Source organism: Arthrobacter sp. NPDC055138 (genome assembly GCF_053607305.1).
In genome coordinates this window covers 651,323-670,128 of record NZ_JBSGTH010000001.1, presented here as the reverse complement: position 1 = coordinate 670,128, position 18,806 = coordinate 651,323, and the positions used below count along the sequence as shown (strand labels likewise).

The window sequence follows — 18,806 nt, the reverse complement described above, 5'->3', positions numbered from 1 at the left end:
CCCCGCCGCTCTCACCCCCGTGTAAGGACTACATCCGGTTCTTGGTCCGGGCGGTGGCCGGTGCCGCCCACGGGTCTTCCGGCCACGGATGCTTCGGGTACCGGCCGCGCATTTCGGCGCGCACCTGCGCATACGGTCCGGACCAGAACGACGCCAGGTCGTCGGTCACGGCCAGCGGCCGGCCCGCGGGCGAGAGCAGGTGAAACAGCACCGGCACCCGCCCATCCACCAGTCGGGGCGTTGCCGCCCAGCCGAAGCATTCCTGCAGTTTCACCGCCACCACCGGGCGGCCGGCGTCATCCGGTGCCGGGTAGTCGATCCGCACCCGCGAACCGCTGGGCACCTGGAGACGCTCGGGCGCCAAGTCATCGAAGCGGGCGGCGTCGGGCCAGGGCAGCAGCCGGCGCAGCGGTTCGGACAGGTTGACGGCCGCGGCCGGCTTGCCGCCGGCCAGCGCCTCCAGTTCCGGCGAGAGCCAGTCGGAGAGCCGGGCCAGCAGCGCCGGTTCCGCGGCATCAGGCCACGGCTCCCCCAGCTCGCGGTGCAGCAGCGCCAGCCGGCGGCGCAGTGCCTCGGCCGGTTCCGACCAGCCGATGATGCCCAGCCCGCCGGACTCCAGTGCGCGCGCCACCGCTTCCCGGCCTTCGGCCGCCGAGGCTTTGACCGGCGTCGAGGACAGCACAATCGCCCCCAGCCTGCGCTCGCGGCGGGCGGCCACCCTGCCCGCTTCGAACCGCGCTTCCACCCGATCGGTCAGCAGCGTTCCCGCGGCGGCTTCAGCCGTGTCTGCCTCGAGCGGGGCCGCGGCACGGATAAGCGCGCCGGTCCCGGCGGCGTCGCGGCCCTGAGCCCGGGACACTTCGGCCACGGCCAGCCATTCGTGGCCGGCCAGCGAACTGCCCGCAGGCAACCCGGCACGGGTCCCGGACGCCAGTAGGTAGGTCTGGCCGGCACCGCCGGCGACGCGGCGGGCGACCCGCTCGGGGAAGGCCAGCGCCACAATATGTCCCGCAGTTACCACCGTGGCCACCGGTACACCGCCGCGGGAAGGCACGACGGCGGTGCCCTCCTGCCGTGCGATCTCCGCCAGCCGCCGTGCCTCCTCGCGCCAGCGCCGGGCTGCCGGGTCTCCCCGGCCGGCCGCGCGGAGAGACGCCAGCAGCTTGGCCAAGTCGGCACCGGGCGCGCGTTGGTCCCCGGCCACCAGCGCCACCACGTCAGCGGCGCCCTGGGGCCCGGCGACCGCCGCGCCGTCCAACAGCGCCCGGCCCAGCCGCGGGTCGGCCGGTACCCGGGAGAGCGTCCGGCCCAGCCCGGTGGCCCGGCCGTCGTCGTCGATGGCGGCCAGATCGTGCAGGGTGCGCAGCGCATCCGCCATGGCCGCGGCCGGCGGCAGGTCCGGAAGCTGCAGTCCTTCGCCGCCCGGGGCGCCCCAGCAGGCCAGCACCAGGGCGGCGGCGGTGAGGTCGGCGACGGCGATCTCCGGCGTGGGATGGGCCGGGGCGGCACCGAAGGTCTTTTGGTCGTAGCAGCGCAGCGCCATGCCCGGCCCCTGGCGGGCGGCGCGGCCGGCGCGCTGCTCGGCCGAGGCCCGCGAGGCGGAGATGGTGACCAACCCGGACATTCCCCGGGCGGCATCCCGGCGCGGCTCCCGCGACAATCCGGAGTCGATGACCAGCCGCACCCCGGGCACCGTGAGCGAGGACTCGGCCAGCGAAGTGGAAACGATGACGCGCGGCGCGCCGCCGGGTTCCCGGCCGGAGACGGCACGGTCCTGCGTGGTTGCATCGGCCTGGCCGTGCAGTTCCAGCACCTCGGTGTTCCGGATGCTGGCCTCATTGGCACCGGTCCGGCCGCCGGCGTTGCGGACCTTGTCCCGGATCAGCGCCGCTACCTGCTGTACTTCCCACGCCCCGGGAACGAAGACCAGGGCATCCACGGTGGGATCGCCGGCGAGAGCTTCGGCATGGGCGGCAGCCGCGGTGGAGGCAATGTGGTCCAGGAAACCACGCGCCACGCCCCGCTCATCCAGGCGCGGTCCGGCCGCAGGCGCCCACCGGATCTCCAAGGGGTGCAGGGCGGAAGGGCAGTCGACCACCGGAGCCGGCCCATCGCCGTCGTGCGCGCCGATCAGGGCGGCGAACCGCGGGGCATCAAGGGTCGCCGACATCGCCACCAACGTGAGGTCCGTGCGCAACTGGCGCACCTCGCCGAGCATGCCCAGCAGCAGGTCGGTTTCCAGCCCGCGCTCGTGCACCTCGTCCAGGACCACCGCGTCCGTGCCCTCCAGGCCGGGGTCGGTGAGCAGCCGGCGGAGCAGAATCCCCGGCGTAACGAACTCGACCAGGGTCTGCGCCCCGGCCTGGCGCTCGCCTCGGACCGTGTACCCGACGCGGCCGCCCAGCTTGCTGCCGTCCAGGAAGGCCAGCCGCCGTGCCGCCGACCGGGCCGCGACCCGGCGCGGCTGGGTGACCACGATCCGCGGCTGGCGGTTGGCTGCTGTTCCGGCTGCCAGGTTGGCCGCCAGGTTAGCCACCAGCGGCGGCACCAGCGTGGTCTTGCCCGTACCGGGCGGGGCCTGCACGACGGCGGTGCCGCCCTGAAGGGGCTCCGTTGCGGAGGCGCCGGGCGCGGAAGCCGCCGCACCCGCCGTCAGCGCCGTGGCCAGATCGTCCAGGGACCGGGCGAAAACCAATCCCGCGCCGATGGTTTCCAGATCGAACGGCCGGAACCGGCTGCGCGGAGGTTCGGTGGTGCGGGAGGCTGGCTGGGTCACCCTTCCATTGTGCCGTGGTGGGGTGCGGGCTCTCGGCCCTCCTTCCCCTCCACAAGCGCGCTTTGTCCCTTGGCAGGGCCGGGGAACTGTGCCACGTTGGAAGTGGAAACGGAAACAATCTCTGGTGAAGGGACGTGGTCCGGATGCCGAAGACGACCAAGAGCGGAAAGCCGAAGCAGAGCGAGCTGCCGAGCACGCTGCAGCGTTCGGGCAAGAAGGCGCAGGAGACGTTCGCGGAGGCCCATGATTCGGCCGCCGACACGTACGGCGACGAAGAACGCGCGCACCGCGTGGCCTACAGCGCGCTCAAGCACTCGCACGAAAAAGTCGGCGACCATTGGGAGCCGAAGGATGAGTACGGCCCCTCGGACCAGCAGGCCAAGGGCGGCAAGGGCACCTCGCGGGAGACCAAGGGCGGGGTGGATGCGAACGCCTCCAAGGAGCACCTCTACGACCTGGCGAAGAAGCTTGATGTCCCCGGCCGGTCGAAGATGGACAAGTCCGAGCTGGTCGAGGCGCTGCGCAAGGCCAACGACCGGGAGACCCGGAAGTCCCGGTAGGCGGCTGCGCCGTGCCTGAGGGGCTGCGGGGACAGGCCCGATTAGGCTAGGCGCATGGATCTGGAGAGCGCGGCGCGGGAGTTGTATGCGCTGCTGCCCGGCGAGTTCACCGCCGCCCGAAACGCGAAGGCCAAGGAAGCCGCGCGGGAAGGAGACAAGGCCTTGGCCGCCCGGCTGCGCAGCCTGCCGAAACCGACGGCGGCGGCGTGGCTGCTCAACATGATGGCACGCCACCGCCACGACGAGATCGACGGGGTCATCGAGCTGGGCGCGGCGATGAGCCAGGCGCAGCAGGAACTGGACCCCAGCCAGATGCGGACGCTGGGCGATCAGCGCCGCGGGCTGCTGTCCGCCATGGCGTTGAGCGGCCGGCAGTTGGCCGACGAACTGGGTCATCCGGTCAGCCCCGCCGTGGCCAGCGAAGTGGAGCAGACGCTGCGGGCCGCGATGTCCGACCCTGCAGCGGGGGCTGCGCTGGCCAGCGGCCTGCTCACCGAGTCGTTCTCCTCGACCGGTTTGGACCCGGTGGACCTGGACGGGATCGTGGCCGTGCCGGAAGCCGTCGGCTCGCCCGCTCCCGCTGCCCCGCCGCGCCGCAGCGCGAAGACTCCGGCGCGGGACGAGCTCGCCGAACGCCGGGCTGCCAGGGCAGGCCGGGCCGCCAAGCAGGAAGCCGAGGAGGCGGAGCGGCGGCGCCGGCTGGCCCGCGCCGAGGTGGAGAAAGCCGAGCAGCGCAAAGAGGACGCCGAGGCGAAGGAACAAAAGGTTCTGGACAAGCTGGACCAACTGCAGAACCGCCGCGATGCCCTCGCCGGCGAACTTGCCGAACTGAAACAGCGCATCGACGAGCTGAAGCGTGAGGTCGCCGCCACCGACCGGAAGATCGAAGCGGCCGAGGAAGATCTGGTGTCTGCGGCCAGGACCGCCGACCGGACGCGGAAAGCTGCCGCCGCAGCACAGCGGGAGCTGGACGAGCAGGCGTAGGGCCGTCGGTCGCTCCCCCGCCTCCCGCTGCCGGGTGCATCCTGCGGGCCATGTAACCTAGGTCTCAAGTCCAGTCAGCTGCCGCGCGCCGGCCAAAACCTCATCGGGGGGCACCATGTGGAGTATTGATGCGGCCAGGTCCGCACTGCTGATGATCGATATGCAGAACGATTTTGTGCTGGAAGGCGCGCCGATGGAGGTGCCGATGGCACGCAGGCGGCTGCCCGAGATGGTGACCGCCGTCGCCGCCTGCCGGCAGGCCGGCATCCCGGTGATCTACACCCGACACGTGCTGCTCGACTCGTTCGATGTGTCACCGCTGGAGACCACCTACAACCAGCGGCTGCAGACCGTCGGCATGCGCCGCGGAACCGACGGCGTGGAAGTCGTTGAGGAGCTGAAGCCCGAAGCCGACGACTACGTACTGGACAAGCACCGCTACGACGCGTTCCACAACACCCCGCTCAAGAGCGTGCTGGCCACCATCCGCGGGCTGAACACCGTGGATACGGTGATCATCGCCGGTACCCTGACCGAGGTCTGCTGCGAGTCCACCGCCCGAAGCGCCTACATGAATGACTACAAAGTAGCATTCCTGTCGGACGCCACCGGCGGCCGGTCCGAGGCAGCCCAAGCCGCCACACTGGACGCCGTCGGCACGTTCTTCGGCCGGGTGCTGAGCACGGCGGACATGGAACGGGAAATCGGCACCACGGCGTAGCCCGCCGTCACCGGTCAGGCGAAGCGGCGTTTCCGCTGCCGGCGGTATTCGTGCCAGGTCAGCACCACGACCAGTGCGTCGAAGACGGTCAGCGCAACCAGGCCCGGCGTGGGCGAGACCGCGAACTGGTACAGCTGGTACGCGATGAACGCCACCAGGACCGCGATCATCCACGGATACGCCCAGAGCTTGTTCATCAACACGGCCGTCACCAGCACAACCTTCACCGCCCCGTGCACCAGCAGGTAGACGGCCGCATACGCCACGGCGCTGCCGGTCAAGCTGCCCGATGCGTGCAGCAGATGCGTGGCGATGAAGTCTTGCGGGTCTTCAGCGAGTTCGGGCTGGGTCAGCCGCAGGACAAGGCCGTGGATCTGCGCTGGATCGGCCACCAGCAGCAGCAGCAAGCCGCCGATGATTTCGATTGCTCCGTCCAGTCCCTTGAGGATCACTCCGGCGATGAACAGCCAATCCCACCAGTCCTTGGCCTCGCCCCTCCACAGGCTCACGTTCCGAATGTACAGCTTTCATGCGTAGTGCAGAATGTTTCCATGAGTGAGCTTTTGGAGCATCTGGCTGCCAACGTCCGCCGGTTGCGCGATGTCCATGGGATGTCGCTGTCCCAGCTGGGCGAAAAGTCAGGCGTGGCCAAGGGGACCCTGTTCAAAGTGGAACGGGCCCAAACGAACGCAAACATCGAGACGCTGCAGGCAATCGCGCAGACGTTCGACATCCACGTCACCGAACTGCTGTCGCCGCCGCAGGCCCCCGCCGTCGAGATCATGCTGGACGGCGAAGGCGAGGAAATCACCGATGAAGCCGCCGTCGGCCATGTGCTGCGGCGGCAACTGGTCGGTGCCGGAACTGTGGAAATCCATGCCAAGACGTTCCACCACGGGAAGGTACAGCTCTCCGTCTCCCACGGTCCGGGCACGCGCGAGCATGTGTTCATCCGGACCGGTTCCATCCGGTTGGGACCCCTAGGGCAGCAGGTCTTGGTCCACGCCGGCACCTACGTCACCTACCTCGCCGACCAGTCGCACCGCTGGCAGGCCGAGGGCGGCGACTGCACCCTGTGGATCGTGCACACCTTCCCGCGAACCACGGCGCTGAAAGAAGTTCCGGCACCCGAAAACGGCTGAGCCGGCTAGCGGAGCGCCTCGATCCCCGGCTGGCTAGCGGAAGCCACAATTCCCCAGCCGGGTGGCGAGAAACTCCCCCCCCCCCGCTTGTTCAGCGGGCGCCACATCCACCAGAGAAGGTCCAGCATCCCTCTTCCTCGCTTTGGAGACCCCAACGGTCCCGGCCCATCCGACTGAAGCAGCGCCAGTATTGCTTACCCGCGGACGATGATGTGGCGCATTCTCTCCGCGGAACGGGCATACCAGCCCCGCCGGACACCGAACGGTCCGACGGTGCCTCCGCATCGTGACGCGAATGTGATCCAGACCATTTGACCTGCGGTGATGTGCACCATATCTTGGTGTGGTCAGTGTTCATTCAGCAATGTGGTTTGTTCATTCGACGGCTACGCCGGGTTCGTGTTCCGGCGCCCATCCCCGTTCACATTCTTGTGCGTCAAAGGAGACACGTATGTCCAAAACGATCGTCGGCGGCATGGACCGCCGCCAGCTGCTCAAGGTCCTCGGCCTGAGCGCTGCCGCGATCGGCGGCGCTTCCACGCTCACCGCCTGCGGTGGCCTGAAGGGTACAGCCGGCAGCACCAGCGATGTACTCAAGATCGGTTTCGTGAGCCCGCAGACCGGGCCGCTGGCCAGCTTCGCCAGCGCGGACAACTACGTGGTCAAGCAGGTCCAGCAGGCACTGGCGAAGGGGTTCTCCGCCGGCGGCTCCACCCGGCAGATCGAAATCATCGTCAAGGACACCCAGTCCAACTCCACCCGCGCCACCGCGGTGACCAAGGAACTGATCACCCAGGACCAGGTGGACATCGTGGTCGGTTCCGGCACCCCGGACACCACCAACCCGGTGGCCGACCAGTGTGAAGCGTCCGGCGTCCCGAACATCACCACCATTGCGCCATGGGAGGCCTGGTTCCACGGCCGTAGCGGCGTCTCTGGCGAGGGCTTCAAGTACACCACCCTGTTCTTCTTCGGCATGCAGGAATTCGCCGACTGCTTCACCCCGATGTGGAAGCGCATGGACGTGGCGAACCAGAACGTTGCGGCGCTGTGGCCGGACGACACGGACGCCAATGCCTTCCGCAAGGGCCTCACCCCGCTGGCCGAAGCGCAGGGCTTCAAGATGATCGACGGCGGTGCCTTCCAGAACGGCGCCAGCGATTACAGCTCTCAGATTGCCAAGTTCAAGGGCGAAAACGCCGAGCTGTTCACCTGCACCCCGATCCCGCCGGACTTCCAGACCTTCTGGAAGCAGGCCGCGCAGCAGGACTACCGGCCGAAGCTGGCCACCGTGGCCAAGGTGATGCTGTTCCCGTCCGAGGCCGAGGCGCTGGGCAAGCTGTCCAACAACATCGCCACGGACATCTGGTGGAGCCCGTACCACCCCTACCAGTCCTCGCTGGACGGCACCACCGCGCAGCAACTGGCCGACGGCTTCGCCGAAGAGACCGGCAACCAGTGGACCCAGGCCCTGGGCTCGGTCTACTCGCTGTTCGAACTGGCGGTTGAAGGTTTCAAGCAGGCCAGCGACCCCAAGGACCGCGACGACGTGGCCGACAAGCTGCGCAACATGAACACCGTGGGCATGTCCGGTCCGCTGGACTTCACCAAGGGACCGGAGCCGGGCATTGCAGTCCAGCACCCGGTGGGCGGCCAGTGGCGCAAGGGCACCAAGTTCGACTGGGACATCACCATTGTGGACAACACGCCCAACCCGGACGTCCCGGTCGGCGGCGATCTCGAGGCGACCAACGCGTGAGTCCTTTGCTCCAACTGTCCGGACTGGACAAGCGCTTCGGCCAGGTAGTGGTGGCCGAAGCGCTTGACCTCACCGTCGCCGAAGGCGAGGCCGTCGGCATCGTCGGGCCCAACGGCGCCGGGAAGTCATCGCTGTTCGCGATGGTTTCCGGCGACCTGAAGCCCGACGCCGGCCGGGTCGCCTTCGACGGCGAGGATGTCACCTCCCGCCCGGCGCACCAGCGCTGCCGGGCGGGCATCGGCCGCACCTACCAGGTGCCGCGGCCCTTCGAGGGGATGTCCGTCTTCGAGAACGTGCTCGTCTCCGCCGCCCAGGGCGCCGGGCTGCACGGGCGCACCGCGCAGCAGCAGGCCGCCGAAGTGCTGGCCGAATGCGGCCTGGCCGGCGCGGCGAACCAGCGCGCCGGCTCCTTGTCGCTGCTGCAGCGCAAGCGGCTGGAGGTGGCCCGCGGCCTCGCCACCGGCCCCAAGCTGCTGCTGCTGGACGAAGTCGCCGGCGGGCTGACCGAGCCCGAAGTGCTCGAACTGGTCGAACTGATCGGCCGGGTCAAGGCCCGCGGCGTCGCCGTGGTCTGGATCGAACACGTGGTCCACGCCCTGGTGAAATCCGTGGACCGGCTGCTCTGCCTGGCCGGCGGCCGTTTCATTGCCGACGGCGACCCCGCCACCGTGCTGGCCGACCCGCAGGTGCTGGAACTGTACTTCGGTGGCCCTGAAACAGAAGAGGGGGCAGCGTGACGCTGCTGGAAGTTGAGAACCTGGACGTCCATCACGGCCAACTGCATGCCGTGCGCGGCTTCAGCCTGTCGGTGGAACCCGGTGCCACGGTCGCGGTGATCGGCGCGAACGGGGCTGGCAAGTCCACCCTGATGCGCGCCATCGCCGGCTCGCACCTGCCCACCGCCGGCACCATCAGGCTGGACGGCAAGGACATTACCGGGCTTCCCGCGCACCGCCGCGTGGCCCAGGGCATTTCGCTGGTGCCCGAGGGCCGCCGGCTGTTCAAGTCGCTGAGCGTGCAGGAAAATCTGGAAACCGGCGCCTACCGCGCGGCCACCGGGCCGTGGAACGTGGACGCGGTGATGGAACTGTTCCCCTGGATGCGCGAACGCGCCCGGCAGAACGCCGCCTCGCTCTCCGGCGGCCAGCAACAGGCCGTCGCGATCGGCCGGGCCCTGGTCGCCAACCCTAAGGTCCTGTTGATCGACGAGCTCTCCCTCGGCCTGGCCCCGGCCGTGGTCAAGCAGATGTACGCGCTGCTGCCGCGCATCGTCGAACGCGGCACCGCCGTACTGCTGGTCGAACAAGACGTCTCCCAGGCCCTGGCCGCCGCCGACCTGGTGCATTGCCTGCTCGAAGGCCGCACCGTGCTCACCGGCAACCCGCACGATCTCACCCCCGCCCAGGTGGAACAGGCCTACTTCGGCCTGGCCCACGCCGGCGGCCCGGAAGGACACTGACTACCCCATGGATCTGCTCAATACCCTGGTGCAGGGGCTGATGCTCGGCGGCCTCTACGCCCTGTTCGCCGCCGGCCTGTCCATCATGTTCGGCGTGATGCGCATGGTGAACCTGGCCCACGGCGACCTGGCCGTGATCGCCGGCTATCTGGTCCTGGTGCTGCTCGGCGGCACCATGTTCCCGCTCTGGCTGGTCGTGCTGGTCACCCTGCCACTCTTCGCCGTGATCGGCTACGGCATCCACCGCAGCCTGTTCAGCCGCAGCCTCAAGGCCGGCCCGCTCTCCGCCCTGCTGGTGACGTTCGGCCTGTCGATCGTGATCCAGAACGGGCTGCTGGAGGGCTTCTCCGCCGACACCCGCACCATCGACATGGGCGCCCTGAACACCGGCGCCTTCCACCTCAACAACCAGCTCTCCATCTCCTATCTGGGCCTGCTCACGCTGGTCCTGGCCGTCGTGGTGATCGTGGGCGTGCAACTTTTCCTCTCCCGCACCAGGACGGGAAAGATGATGCGCGCGGTCTCCGACGACGCCGACACCGCCTCGCTGGTGGGTGCCAACTCCAAACACCTGTATGCGATCGCCACCGCCATCGCGTTCGGCACGGTGGCGCTGGCCGGCATCATGTCCGGCGCGCGGTCCTCCTTCGATCCGTCGATCGGACCCACCCAGCTGATCTTCGCGTTCGAGGCAGTGGTCATCGGCGGCCTCGGCTCGCTCTGGGGAACCCTGGCCGGCGGCGTCGTCCTCGGCCTGACCCAGGCCTTCGCCGCGCACCTGGACCCGTCCTTCACCATCCTGGCCGGACATCTGGTCTTCCTGGCCGTGCTCGCCTTCCGCCCGCAGGGCCTGATCCCGCAAAGGACTGTGTGACCATGGCACACACCCCGCAACCCACCAAACAAAGCACGACGCCGGCCCCGGCCGCCGCCACTGCATCCCCTTCTTTCGCAGGCGCCCTGGTCACCCGCGCCGGACGCGCTTCCAAGGCCAGCGCCGGCCTGCTGGCCCTGGCCGTCATCGTGCTCGCGGCGCTGCCCTACATCGCGTTCGCCGGCACCACCAGCTCCATGGTCACCTTCTTCGTGCTGCTGATCATGGCCAGCATGTGGAACCTGCTCGCCGGCTTCGGCGGCATGGTCTCCGTGGGCCAGCAGGCCTTCGTCGGCGTCGGTGCCTACACCGTGCTGGCCTTCGCCAACATGGGCATGAATCCGTTCATCGCGCTGCCGCTGGCGGCCCTGACCTGCGCGGTGTTCGCCATTCCCACCTCCTGGCTGGCCTTCCGCCTGCGCGGCGACTACTTCGCCGTCGGCACCTGGGTCATCGCCGAGGTCTACCGGCTGATCATCATCCGCTTCGACAGCCTGGGCGGGCCAAGCGGCATGTCCCTGCCCGGCCTGACCGGGATGGACCCGGTGCTCCGCGGCGCGCTGACGTACTGGGCCGCGTTGGCCCTGGCCGCACTGACCATCCTGGGCTGCTACCTGCTGATGCGCGGCCGCACCGGCCTGGCGCTGACCGCCGTGCGCGACGACGAAACCGCCGCCCGCGCCAACGGCGTGGACGTCACCTGGTCCAAACGCCTGGTCTATCTGGTCTCCGCCGCCGGCTGCGGCGCCGCCGGCGGCATCCTGATCATCGACTCGCTCAGCGTCCAGCCCAACGCCATCTTCTCCGTCCAATGGTCCGCCTACATGATCTTCATCGTCATCATCGGCGGCATCGGCTACCTCGAAGGCCCCTTGCTCGGAGCCATCGTCTTCTACGCCCTGCAGCAGCTGCTCGCCGGCTACGGCTCCTGGTACATGATCATCCTCGGCGCCATCGGCATCGCCGGAGCCATCTGGCTCCCCCGCGGCCTCTGGGGCACCATCACCAACAAAACCGGCATCCAGCTCTTCCCCGTCGGCTACCGCCTCAACCAACCATGGACCACGCAGCCAACCCTGCGGTAAACAGGGAACGCGTCCAGCGGACACTGCCGGCACTTGGGAAGCCACCCACGGTGACGCCACGCCGGAGGGCTTGCACCGCCGCCGTCCGTTGGACTACTGATTGACATATCAACAGACTTCCGCAGGACTAGGAGCAGGACATGAAGATCAATGCGCTGGTAGTCGAGGAGAAGAACGCCCCGTTCGTGCCCGAGCAGCTGGAGCTGGACGCGCCCGGGCCGGGCGAGGTGCTGGTGAAGGTTGCCGCCGTCGGGCTGTGCCACACGGACCTGATCACCCAGGCCGGCGATATGCCGCTGCCGCTGCCCGGCGTGCTGGGCCATGAAGGCTCCGGCGTGGTGGAGGCCATCGGCGCCGGCGTGACCAACGTTGCCGTAGGCGACCACGTGATCATGGGCTGGCCGTACTGTGGCGAGTGCAAGAACTGCCTGCGCGGCGAGCACCGCTACTGCCTGCGGCTGGGCGAGGCACTGGTCAGCGGCACCCGGTTCAAGGGTCCGGATGCCGGGAAGTCCGGCTACACCCGGGCCGACGGCAGCAAGATGTCCGGCCACTTCTTCGGGCAGTCCTCCTTCGCGGACTATTCGCTGGCGCTGGCCACGTCGCTGGTAAAGGTGGATCAGGACATTCCGTTGGAGCTGGTGGGACCGCTGGCCTGCGGCATCACCACCGGGGCGGGCGCGGTCTTCAACACGGCCAAGCCGGAGCCGGGCCAGTCGCTGGTGGTCTACGGTGCCGGCGCGGTGGGCCTGGCCGCCATCATGGCCGCGAAGAACACGCCGGCGGCCACCATCATCGCCATCGACCTGCACGATTCGCGGCTGGAACTGGCCCGCGAACTCGGCGCCACGCACACCGTCAACTCCCGCCAGACCAATGCACTGGAAGAGATCCAGCGCATTTGCGGCGGCCCGGCCGACTACGTGCTCGAATGCACCGGCAACATCAAGGTGCTGGAGGAAGCCGCGGAGGCGGTGGGCATGCTCGGAACGCTGATCCTGATCGGCGGTGCGCCCGCCGAGGCACGGTTCTCGGTGGACCACCTGCGCACGCTCTGGGGCAAGCGCATCATCGGCACGCTGGGCGGCTCCAGCACTTCCGCGCAGCTGATCCCCGGCCTGATCGCACTGTACAAGGCCGGCCGGTTCCCGTTCGACAAGCTGGTGAAGTACTACGACTTCGACCAGATCGACACGGCCGTGGCCGACTCCACCTCCGGCAGCACCATCAAGGCCGTGCTGAAGATCGCCGGCTAATACCCAGACCCCTGGCCGCTTCGCCGCGGCCGGAACATATCTACCCATGATTGAAAGGACGGGACATGTCCCTGCTTGATGCCTCCCTGTGGGATGGCAAGATCTACCTCAACGGCTGGCGCGACGGCGGTGCCGGCACCGCCGCATCCGTGGAACCGGCCACCGGCGACACCCTGGGCACCTACGGCGTGGCCTCGGTCGAGGACGTGCACGAGGCAGCGGCCGTTGCCGCCGCCGCGCAGAAGGAATGGGCCGCCCGCAAACCCGAAGAACGCGCCGCGGTGCTGCGCCGCGCCGGCGTGCTCTGGGAAGAACACGCCGAGGAAATCCAGTCCTGGATCGTCCGCGAATCCGGCGGCATCGGCCCCAAGGCCGGACTGGAAACCCACATCGCCGCCAACGAATGCTACGAAGCCGCCGCACTGCCCTCGCTGCCGGCCGGCGACGTGCTGACCTCCAACGAAGACCGCTGGTCGTTCGCCCGCCGCCGCCCGGTCGGCGTGGTCAGCGTGATTGCGCCGTTCAACTTCCCGCTGATCCTCTCCATCCGCGCCGTCGCCCCGGCGCTGGCGCTGGGCAACGCGGTGCTGCTCAAGCCGGACCCCCGCACCGCCGTCTGCGGCGGCGTGACCCTGATGCGCATCTTCGAAGAAGCCGGCCTGCCCGCCGGACTGCTCTCCCTGCTGCCCGGCGGCGCGGACATCGGCGCAGCCGTGGTCGAGGCCCCCGAGGTCCGGGTCATCTCCTTCACCGGCTCCACCGCCGCCGGCCGGAAGATCGGCGAATCCGCCGCCCGCCACCTCAAGCGCGCGCACCTGGAACTGGGCGGAAACAACGCCATGATCGTGCTGCCCGGCGCCGACCTGGCCAAGGCCGCGTCCGCCGCCGCATTCGGCTCGTTCATGCACCAGGGCCAGATCTGCATGACCACCGGCCGGCACATCGTCCACGAAGACATCTACGAGGACTACGTCGCCGCCCTCGCCGAGAAGGCCAAGAACCTGCCCGTCGGCGACCCCAAGACCGGCACCGTGGCGCTCGGACCGATCATCGACGAGAACCAGCTCAAGCGCATCGACTCGATCGTGCAGGACGCGGTCGCCGCCGGTGCCCGGCTGGCTGCCGGCGGAACCAACGACGGCCCGTTCTACTCCCCCACCGTGCTCGCCGACCTCGACCCGGAGAACACCGCGTGGAAGGACGAGATCTTCGGCCCGGTCGCCCCGGTGATCAAGTTCTCCACCATCGACGAAGCAGTCGATCTGGCCAACGCCAACGAGTACGGACTCTCGCTGTCCATCCTCGGCGACGTCGGAATGGCCATGCAGGTGGCCGACAAGGTGGACTCCGGCAAGGTCCACATCAACGAACAAACCGTCTCCGACGAAGCCAACTCCCCGTTCGGCGGCACCAAGAACTCCGGCAACGGCTCCCGGATCGGCGGCCACCAGGCCAACATGGAATCCTTCACCGAAACCCAGTGGCTCACCGTCCGCCCGGACATCGCCAACTACCCGTTCTAAGCAACACTGCCCATAACGACGACGGTGCGGCCGGCTGACGGCGGCATCACGCGACTCACCCAGCCGACGGCACCCGCGTTCCCACTGCCGGAACCCGGGTGCCGTCGTCGTACTCCCGGTCCGACGAATGCCGTAGAGTTCCGGCCAGTAGTCATTTCCGAAAAAGCAGCTGACCCGAGTAGGAGCCGGTATGCGTGTGGCCGCGGCAGCGACGCAGGCCGCTGGGCATTGCCGGAAGCTACCCCGAAAGTGCGGTTTCGCAGGCCTTGGCTTACCAACTGCGCACCCCAGCATCCTTCGGAGGAGGACGCGAGCGTGCGGCAGGCCACTGGTCGACCGGAAGACCGGAGCGGTTTGGGGGCAGGGGGACGAGGTCGAAGCTGATTCCATCGATTTGCTGCTCGCAGTTTCCGGGCGACCGGTGGACCGGGAGCGGCTTAAGGGAAGCGGTGCTGACCGTCTCGCCGATGCCGCGGCGGGCACGTCGACCAACCCTGAGCCGCACGGCCGATGAGCCGGCACGCCACCGGGGCACCGGCGTCGTTGTGTGCGGGCTGAACCGGGTCTACGTTAAGGGAAACCGCGCCTCCGGGAGCCGCGTGCCCGCGCTTCCCGTGCCGGCGGAGGAGAAGGGCGCACTATGGCGATCCCGGATGACGTTTTTAAGTCCCTGGAGCAAGGGCTGGGCTGGCAACGGGACCTGTACAAGGAACTGCACCGGGCCCCCGAGCTCAGCATGGAAGAACACCGCACGGCCGACCGGATCGAACAGGAGCTGACCGGCTTCGGCTATCAGGTCCAGCGGATCGGCGGCACCGGCGTCGTCGGCGTCCTGGCCAACGGATCGGGCCGCACAGTGCTGGCCAGGGCGGATACGGATGCGCTGCCGGTTGCTGAGGCCACCGGGCTGGACTACGCCTCCGAAACCGGCGGGGTCATGCATGCCTGCGGCCATGACCTGCACATCGTCTCCTTGCTCGGAGCTGCCAAGCTGATGGCCACGCACCGGGACGGGTGGGCCGGCACGTACGTGGCGCTCTTCCAGCCCGGCGAAGAGATTGCCGCCGGGGCGCAGGCGATGGTCGATGACGGCCTGGCCGCCAAACTGCCCAAGCCCGACGTCGTCCTCGCCCAGCACGTGATGCCTTTCGAGGCAGGCACGATCGGAACCACGGCGGGGCCGATCCTCTCGGCCGGCGACTCCCTGAAGGTCACGGTCCACGGTCGCGGTGCGCACGGCTCGATGCCGCACAACGCCGTGGACCCGGTGGTGCTGGCCGCGTCGATCGTGCTGCGGCTGCAGACCATCGTCTCCCGCGAGACCAAGCCGGGCGAGTTCGCGGTGGTGACAGTTGGTGCCTCCAACGCGGGCACCAAGTCCAACATCATTCCGGATCGCGCGGAGCTGCTGCTGAACCTGCGCACCTACGATGTGGCGCTGCGGGAACGGATCATGGCATCGATCGAACGGATTGTCCGGGGCGAGTGCGCGGCCGCCGGATCGCCCCGCGACCCTGAATTCGAGTACTACGACCAGTTCCCGCTGACCAGCAACGACGCCGAAACCACCCAGAAGGTCACCGCAGCATTCATCGAGCATTTCGGTGGCGACCGGGTCTTCCACGCCGAACCAGTCACGGCCTCCGAGGACTTTAGCCGCATTCCGGACGCCCTCGGCGCTCCGTACACCTACTGGACGGTCGGCTCCGTCCCAGCCGACAAGTACCGGAAAGCCGTGGAGAACGGCACTGTCTCGGCAGACATTCCGGCTAATCATTCACCATTCTTCGCTCCCGCCATCGACCCGACCCTCTCCGTCGCCACTCAGGCGCAGGTGGTGGCTTCGCTGGCGTACCTGGCACCGTAAGGGGTTGTTCCCCATGACCTCGTCAACATCGGTCCCCACTCGGACCGACTGGAAACCAACCGACAAGTGGCTGCTGGGCATCGTCCTGGCCGTCATTAACTTCTGGCTCTTCGCCCAGACGCTGCTCAACGTCATCCCCGGCATCAAGGACCAGCTCGGCGTCGAACAGACACTGGCCAACCTGGCCGTCTCGATCACGTCGCTGTTTTCCGGCATCTTCATCGTCGTCGCCGGAGGACTCGCCGACCGGATCGGCCGGGCAAAGATCATGTACATCGGCATCTACCTGAGCATTTTGGGCTCGCTGCTGATCGCCCTGACGCCGGAAAACCTCGGCGGGCTGACCACGGCCATGCTGTTGGGCGGCCGTGCCATCCAAGGCTTGTCCGCGGCGTGCATTATGCCCTCCACCATGGCTCTGATTAAGAGCTACTACGAGGGTAAGGACCGGCAACGCGCACTGTCGTTTTGGTCCATTGGTTCCTGGGGCGGATCCGGATTCTGCGCGCTGTTCGGCGGCTTGATGGCCTCCTCCTTCCTCGGCTGGCGGTCCATCTTCTGGATTTCGATCGTGTTGTCCGTGCTGGCACTGTTCCTGCTCCGCGGCACGCCGGAATCGCGAGCCCCGGCCGATCCCAACGCCGGCGAGCGCCACTTCGACTGGTCCGGCCTGGCCTGTTTCATCATCATGCTGGTGGCCATCAACGTCTACATCTCGCAGGGCCCGGCCATCGGCTGGTTCAGCTGGACCGGCCTGGGCCTGGTGGCCGCGTTCGTGGTGTTCGGCCTGCTCTTCCTGCAGATCGAGAGCCACCGCAGCTTCGCCTTCGTGGACCTGAAGCTCTTCAGCAACGGCACCTTCACCGGCGCAACGTTGTCCAACTTCCTGCTCAACGGCGCTGCGGGCACCCTGATCGTCTCGCTGGGACTGGTCCAGGTGGCCGCCGGGATGAATTCGCTGCAGTCGGGCCTCCTGACGCTCGGTTATCTAATCGCTATCCTGGCCACCATCCGCGTCGGCGAGAAACTGCTGCAGCGGTTCGGTCCGAAGAAACCGATGCTGTGGGGCAGCATGATCACCGGCATCGGCATCCTGCTGTGCTCCACGACCTTCCTGCTCATTGGCCAGTACATCGTGCTCACGTTCATCGGTTTCACGCTCTTCGGCGTGGGCCTGGGCTTCTACGCCACCCCGTCCACCGATGCGGCGCTGTCGAACGTCCCGGATGCCCAGGTCGGTGCGGCCTCCGGTATTTACAAGATGGCGTCCTCGCTGGGCAACGCCATCGGCGTCGCGATTTCCGCGGCCCTGTACGTGGCCGCCCAGGCGGTGAACCCGGAGATCATCCAGTCCTGGGGACTGTTCCTCGGCCGGCAGGACAACGTGGCGCTGCGCTTCGGCGGGGCCGTCGGGCTGCTGTTCAACGTGTTCATGGTCGTCGTCGCCATCGCCTCGATCATCGTCACGGTCCCATCCCAGCGGAGCAGGGAAGAGGAGGGGGCCCGGCCCGACGAAGTCGCTCCGCCGGCCTTCGGCAACTGACTCGTTGACCGTACCGGCGCCGCGGAGTATTAATGGCCGTTCAGGGCGCCACGCGCCAATCCCTTCAGTGGAGGCACTGCCATGTCCGTCCATGCATCCGACGGTTCGAGCATTCCGGGCTATGAGTACGGCGCGGTATCCCAATCACCGGTCACGCTGGCCGAGCTCGAAGGCCTCAAAGCGACTGTCATGCTGGGAGAAGAGGACGCTGCCATGCTGCGCCGTGCCGGCGAGATCCTCGATGATCAGGTCGAGGACGTCCTCGACGTCTGGTACCGCTTCATCGCCGGCCAGCCCCACCTGGTGGCCCACTTTTCCCGGCCGGATGGCCCGCCGATCGAGGACTACCTCGGGGCGGTCCGGCTGAGGTTCGGCCAGTGGATCCGGGACACCTGCACCAAACCCTACGATCAGGAGTGGCTGGACTACCAGAACGAGATCGCCCTGCGCCACACCCCCGAGCATAAGAACAACACCGACCACGTCGGCTCCACCCAGGTTGTCCCGCTGCGGTATCTCATCGCGCTGATCGGGCCGGTGGTGGCCACCATGCGGCCCTTCCTGTCCCGTGGCAGTGATTCCGCGCAGGAGGTGGACGCGATGATGCAGGCCTGGCTGAAGGCCGTGGTCCTGCAGATTGCGTTGTGGTCCCGACCCTACGCGCTCCACGGCGAGTGGTAACCGGCGGTTATCAGACGGGGCCGGCTACGACTAGTGATGCGGCCCGCCCGACGCCGGCAGTTTGGCAGGAGGTTCAGCGCCGGCGCTGCTCCGTTTCGACAACCGGCGTCGGCACCCAGCGGCGCGCCGCGGCGACGAGCATGAGTACCAGCAGGACGATCAGGACACCGTCTGCGGCGATGTAGATGTAGTGGAGGGCGGAACCGCCGTCGTCCGTGCCTGCCAGCACCATGTCCGTCCGATGGTTAAGGAGCGGCCGGATCACCATCACCTTGGCCAAGAGCACGACGACGGCGCCACCCACCAGTGCCCAGAACCGGCGGTCCACGCGCTGCCCGATGAGGGAGAGCAGCAGCAGCCCGGCGAGGACCAGCTCCACAATGTTCATTGCGGTGAAAACCAGCCGGCCGATGCCCAGCCCCAGCGGAATGGTGATGCCGGGGGCTTGGAACTTCAGCGGTGCCTCGATCAGCGAAATTCCGATGATCAGGCCGATCCAGAGTGCCGGCAGCACCAGCCGTGCGGCAATGCGCAAGCGAACCATGAGGGGCCTCCTTTATCCGGCCCCATCCTACG

At 68.1% G+C, this 18,806-nt stretch carries 17 protein-coding genes; 14 read left to right on the top strand and 3 right to left on the bottom strand.

What is annotated here, in order from left to right; all coding sequences use genetic code 11:
* Positions 1–28: 28 nt before the first annotated feature.
* Positions 29–2,776, bottom strand: a complete 2,748-nt coding sequence (gene hrpB, locus ACWF5H_RS03205; protein WP_452034794.1) for an ATP-dependent helicase HrpB — start codon at positions 2,774–2,776, stop codon at positions 29–31.
* A 143-nt stretch (positions 2,777–2,919) separates the two neighbouring features.
* Here hrpB and ACWF5H_RS03200 point away from each other — a divergent pair, with 143 nt between their 5' ends.
* The 3 genes from ACWF5H_RS03200 to ACWF5H_RS03190 all read left to right on the top strand — a co-directional run bounded on the left by ACWF5H_RS03200 (position 2,920) and on the right by ACWF5H_RS03190 (position 5,041).
* Positions 2,920–3,336: a ChaB family protein gene (locus tag ACWF5H_RS03200; RefSeq protein ID WP_452034792.1), complete on the top strand. Its 417-nt coding sequence runs from the start codon at positions 2,920–2,922 to the stop codon at positions 3,334–3,336.
* A 54-nt stretch (positions 3,337–3,390) separates the two neighbouring features.
* Positions 3,391–4,320, top strand: a complete 930-nt coding sequence (locus ACWF5H_RS03195; protein ID WP_452034791.1) for a hypothetical protein — start codon at positions 3,391–3,393, stop codon at positions 4,318–4,320.
* Positions 4,321–4,435: 115 nt separating this feature from the next.
* Positions 4,436–5,041, top strand: coding sequence for an isochorismatase family protein (locus ACWF5H_RS03190; protein ID WP_452034789.1), 606 nt, complete (start codon positions 4,436–4,438; stop codon positions 5,039–5,041).
* 14 nt (positions 5,042–5,055) lie between these two features.
* Here ACWF5H_RS03190 and ACWF5H_RS03185 read toward each other — a convergent pair whose 3' ends face one another.
* Entirely contained in the window at positions 5,056–5,550 is a 495-nt protein-coding gene (locus ACWF5H_RS03185) for a DUF2127 domain-containing protein (protein ID WP_452034788.1), read from the bottom strand.
* Between the two features lie 42 nt (positions 5,551–5,592).
* Here ACWF5H_RS03185 and ACWF5H_RS03180 point away from each other — a divergent pair, with 42 nt between their 5' ends.
* The 11 genes from ACWF5H_RS03180 (at position 5,593) to ACWF5H_RS03130 (ending at position 18,230) form a co-directional block, all read left to right on the top strand.
* Positions 5,593–6,183, top strand: a complete 591-nt coding sequence (locus tag ACWF5H_RS03180; RefSeq protein WP_452034787.1) for a helix-turn-helix domain-containing protein — start codon at positions 5,593–5,595, stop codon at positions 6,181–6,183.
* A 451-nt stretch (positions 6,184–6,634) separates the two neighbouring features.
* A complete protein-coding gene (locus ACWF5H_RS03175) occupies positions 6,635–7,942 on the top strand; it encodes an ABC transporter substrate-binding protein (protein WP_452034786.1) in 1,308 nt (435 codons plus the stop codon).
* Positions 7,939–8,679, top strand: coding sequence for an ABC transporter ATP-binding protein (locus tag ACWF5H_RS03170; protein ID WP_452034785.1), 741 nt, complete (start codon positions 7,939–7,941; stop codon positions 8,677–8,679). The genes ACWF5H_RS03175 and ACWF5H_RS03170 overlap by 4 nt, the downstream gene beginning before the upstream one ends.
* Positions 8,676–9,401: an ABC transporter ATP-binding protein gene (locus ACWF5H_RS03165; protein WP_452034783.1), complete on the top strand. Its 726-nt coding sequence runs from the start codon at positions 8,676–8,678 to the stop codon at positions 9,399–9,401. Before ACWF5H_RS03170 ends, ACWF5H_RS03165 begins: the two co-directional genes overlap by 4 nt.
* A gap of 7 nt (positions 9,402–9,408) precedes the next feature.
* Positions 9,409–10,275, top strand: a complete 867-nt coding sequence (locus ACWF5H_RS03160; RefSeq protein ID WP_364652015.1) for a branched-chain amino acid ABC transporter permease — start codon at positions 9,409–9,411, stop codon at positions 10,273–10,275.
* 2 nt (positions 10,276–10,277) lie between these two features.
* Entirely contained in the window at positions 10,278–11,360 is a 1,083-nt protein-coding gene (locus ACWF5H_RS03155; protein WP_452034782.1) for a branched-chain amino acid ABC transporter permease, read from the top strand.
* A 140-nt stretch (positions 11,361–11,500) separates the two neighbouring features.
* Positions 11,501–12,616, top strand: coding sequence for an NAD(P)-dependent alcohol dehydrogenase (locus tag ACWF5H_RS03150; protein ID WP_452034781.1), 1,116 nt, complete (start codon positions 11,501–11,503; stop codon positions 12,614–12,616).
* Positions 12,617–12,681: 65 nt separating this feature from the next.
* On the top strand, positions 12,682–14,139 hold the full coding sequence (locus tag ACWF5H_RS03145; protein WP_452034779.1) for a benzaldehyde dehydrogenase: 1,458 nt from the start codon (positions 12,682–12,684) through the stop codon (positions 14,137–14,139).
* A 640-nt stretch (positions 14,140–14,779) separates the two neighbouring features.
* Entirely contained in the window at positions 14,780–16,006 is a 1,227-nt protein-coding gene (locus ACWF5H_RS03140) for an amidohydrolase (RefSeq protein ID WP_452034778.1), read from the top strand.
* Between the two features lie 13 nt (positions 16,007–16,019).
* Entirely contained in the window at positions 16,020–17,549 is a 1,530-nt protein-coding gene (locus tag ACWF5H_RS03135; RefSeq protein WP_452034777.1) for an MFS transporter, read from the top strand.
* An 81-nt stretch (positions 17,550–17,630) separates the two neighbouring features.
* A complete protein-coding gene (locus tag ACWF5H_RS03130; protein ID WP_452034776.1) occupies positions 17,631–18,230 on the top strand; it encodes a protoglobin domain-containing protein in 600 nt (199 codons plus the stop codon).
* A gap of 73 nt (positions 18,231–18,303) precedes the next feature.
* Here ACWF5H_RS03130 and ACWF5H_RS03125 read toward each other — a convergent pair whose 3' ends face one another.
* Positions 18,304–18,774, bottom strand: coding sequence for a hypothetical protein (locus tag ACWF5H_RS03125; RefSeq protein WP_452034774.1), 471 nt, complete (start codon positions 18,772–18,774; stop codon positions 18,304–18,306).
* Positions 18,775–18,806: the final 32 nt, after the last annotated feature.

Coding starts and splice junctions, on each gene's coding strand:
- ACWF5H_RS03200 (WP_452034792.1), top strand. CDS start 2,920: ATGCCGAAGACGACCAAGAGCGGAAAGCCGAAGCAGAGCGAGCTGCCG.
- ACWF5H_RS03195 (WP_452034791.1), top strand. CDS start 3,391: ATGGATCTGGAGAGCGCGGCGCGGGAGTTGTATGCGCTGCTGCCCGGC.
- ACWF5H_RS03190 (WP_452034789.1), top strand. CDS start 4,436: ATGTGGAGTATTGATGCGGCCAGGTCCGCACTGCTGATGATCGATATG.
- ACWF5H_RS03180 (WP_452034787.1), top strand. CDS start 5,593: ATGAGTGAGCTTTTGGAGCATCTGGCTGCCAACGTCCGCCGGTTGCGC.
- ACWF5H_RS03175 (WP_452034786.1), top strand. CDS start 6,635: ATGTCCAAAACGATCGTCGGCGGCATGGACCGCCGCCAGCTGCTCAAG.
- ACWF5H_RS03160 (WP_364652015.1), top strand. CDS start 9,409: ATGGATCTGCTCAATACCCTGGTGCAGGGGCTGATGCTCGGCGGCCTC.
- ACWF5H_RS03155 (WP_452034782.1), top strand. CDS start 10,278: ATGGCACACACCCCGCAACCCACCAAACAAAGCACGACGCCGGCCCCG.
- ACWF5H_RS03150 (WP_452034781.1), top strand. CDS start 11,501: ATGAAGATCAATGCGCTGGTAGTCGAGGAGAAGAACGCCCCGTTCGTG.
- ACWF5H_RS03145 (WP_452034779.1), top strand. CDS start 12,682: ATGTCCCTGCTTGATGCCTCCCTGTGGGATGGCAAGATCTACCTCAAC.
- ACWF5H_RS03140 (WP_452034778.1), top strand. CDS start 14,780: ATGGCGATCCCGGATGACGTTTTTAAGTCCCTGGAGCAAGGGCTGGGC.
- ACWF5H_RS03135 (WP_452034777.1), top strand. CDS start 16,020: ATGACCTCGTCAACATCGGTCCCCACTCGGACCGACTGGAAACCAACC.
- ACWF5H_RS03130 (WP_452034776.1), top strand. CDS start 17,631: ATGTCCGTCCATGCATCCGACGGTTCGAGCATTCCGGGCTATGAGTAC.
- ACWF5H_RS03125 (WP_452034774.1), bottom strand. CDS start 18,774: ATGGTTCGCTTGCGCATTGCCGCACGGCTGGTGCTGCCGGCACTCTGG.